The 2,135-nt window shown below is 61.2% G+C and carries 2 protein-coding genes; both read left to right on the plus strand.

Going from position 1 to position 2,135, the window contains the following annotated elements; translation table 11 throughout:
* Nucleotides 1–61: 61 nt before the first annotated feature.
* Nucleotides 62–1,117 carry a sugar ABC transporter substrate-binding protein gene (locus tag AC0ZT5_RS35015; protein ID WP_488500148.1) on the plus strand — a complete coding sequence of 352 codons (1,056 nt, stop codon included), beginning with the start codon at nucleotides 62–64 and terminating at the stop codon, nucleotides 1,115–1,117.
* Nucleotides 1,118–1,184: 67 nt separating this feature from the next.
* Nucleotides 1,185–2,135 (plus strand): sugar ABC transporter ATP-binding protein (locus tag AC0ZT5_RS35020; protein ID WP_488500149.1); only part of this gene is annotated, 951 nt, incomplete at its 3' end.

The raw sequence follows: 2,135 nt of genomic DNA on the forward strand, positions 1-2,135 counted from the left end.
CGCCTGATCGACGTTCGCCAGCCGGCGGCGCAATGACCGGCTTTTAGCAGGAGGAAGTTTGATGTCTTTACGCATGAAGTCCCTTATTGCCGGCTGCGCTTTTGCGCTTCTGGGCAGCTACGCTCACGCTCAGGATCTGGCGCCGCTCAACTCCGACACGGAGAAGGATCGCATCGACTGGTCGCAGCTGGAGTCCAAATTCGGAGCCGTTCCGGCAGCGGCTGCAGGCACAAAGATCGGTGGTGTTTCGAAAACCCTCACCAATGAATACTGGCGCAGCCTCGGTGAAGGCTATGCGGCTTACGCCAAGAAGGCCGGTGTGGAGGTGGTCTATCAGGCTGCTTCCAGCGAAGGAGACCAGCTTGGCCAGCTATCGACGGCTGAGACGCTGATTTCCCAAGGCTTCAACGCACTGTTGTTCTCGCCGCAGACCGACAACAATCTGCAGCCGGCAATGGAAGAGGCCGAAGGCAAGGGCATCCCGGTCATCAATGTCAATGATGCCGTCATTCCGAGTGCCAAGCACTACGTGGGCAACGTCCAGCGCGACAACGGCGTGCGCGTGGCAAAATGGTTCCTGAAGAACCGGCCACAGGGCGGCAAGGTAGCCGTGATCGAAGGCCAGGCCGGCGTTTTCGCGGCAGGCCAGCGGACCAAGGGTTTCAGCGAGACCATCGCCGAGGGCGGCAAGTTCACGGTGGTCGCGAGCGTTCCCGGTAATTGGGATCGCCAGCTAGCCTACGATAACGCAGCCACCATTCTCCAGCAGAACCCGGATCTGGTCGGCTTCTACGCCAACAATGATGGCATGGCATTGGGCGTGGTTGAAGCTGTGAAGGCTGCGAACCTTCAGGACAAGGTCGTGGTGTTCGGCACGGATGGCATTTCGGACGCCTACGCCTCGATAAAGGCCGGCGAACTGACGGGCACAGTGGACTCATTCCCCGTCCTGACCGGCGAAGTCGGTGTGGAAGTTGCCCTGCGCCTGTTGGGCAAGCAGGCGCTTCCGCGCGTCGTCTCAACCCCACAGGCGCTGATCACCAAGGACAACGTCGATACCTATGCGGTCAAGGGTGATGAACTGCGCAAGGTGTTGCTCGCTCAGCCGGCAGAGTGAGCCACAGGGCCCGGCCCGGGGGTGCCGGGCCCTATTCCACTAACTTGTTTCCGGGAGGAGAATTTTGATGGACGATCCAGCCTATCGGCTCAAGCTGACCAACATTGGCAAGAGCTTTGGACCCGTGCGTGCGCTCGATGGCGTCGACATGGAGGTCAAACGCGGCACGGTTCATGGGTTGCTCGGCGAAAATGGCGCTGGCAAGTCGACGCTGCTGAACATCCTCTCGGGAGTCTTCCAACCGTCTTCGGGATACGTCGAGGTCGATGGTGTTCGGGTTGCCGGCCACGGTCCCGTGGCCGCGAGACGAGCCGGCATCGTTATGATCCACCAGGAATTGCAGCACGTTCCGGAACTGACTGTTGCGCAGAACATGTTTCTAGGCCGTCCTGTAAAGACGGGCGGTTTGTTCGTGGCGCGTCGCATCCAGGAACGAGCCGCCGCGGAAGCGTTGGCGCCACTTGATCCATCCATAGACCCGTCCGTGCCAATCCGCACCCTCAAGGTCGCACAACGGCAGATCGTCGAGATCGCCCGCGCCATGATGGAAGACGCAAAAGTGCTGGCAATGGACGAGCCAACATCGAGCCTGACGCCGGCGGAGTTCGAGCGCCTGGCGGTTCTGATTGCCGATCTGGCCGCGCGCGGCGTCTCGGTCATTTACGTCTCCCACAAGATGGATGAGGTGTTTCGGGTCTGCGACAGTGCGACCATCCTGCGCGACGGTCGCAAGGTAACCGACGTGGTCATGGCAGAAACCACCGAAAGCGCCGTCATTGCTCGAATGGTCGGCCGAGAGCTTGCGGCGGCCGAGCACAAGGGGTTTGCGCAAAAGGACGTGGTGCTGGAAGTTTCAGGTCTCTCTCGCGGCACCGCCGTGCGCGACGCCAGTCTCAAGCTGCATCGCGGGGAAGTGCTTGGCATATCGGGCTTGGTCGGGGCGGGCCGCACGGAACTCCTGCGCCTGATCGCTGGCGTCGATAGGCCCGACGCTGGCGAAATCCGCCTCAAAGGCAAG

Source organism: Mesorhizobium sp. CNPSo 4670, assembly GCF_057784235.1.

Coding starts and splice junctions, on each gene's coding strand:
- AC0ZT5_RS35015 (WP_488500148.1), top strand. CDS start 62: ATGTCTTTACGCATGAAGTCCCTTATTGCCGGCTGCGCTTTTGCGCTT.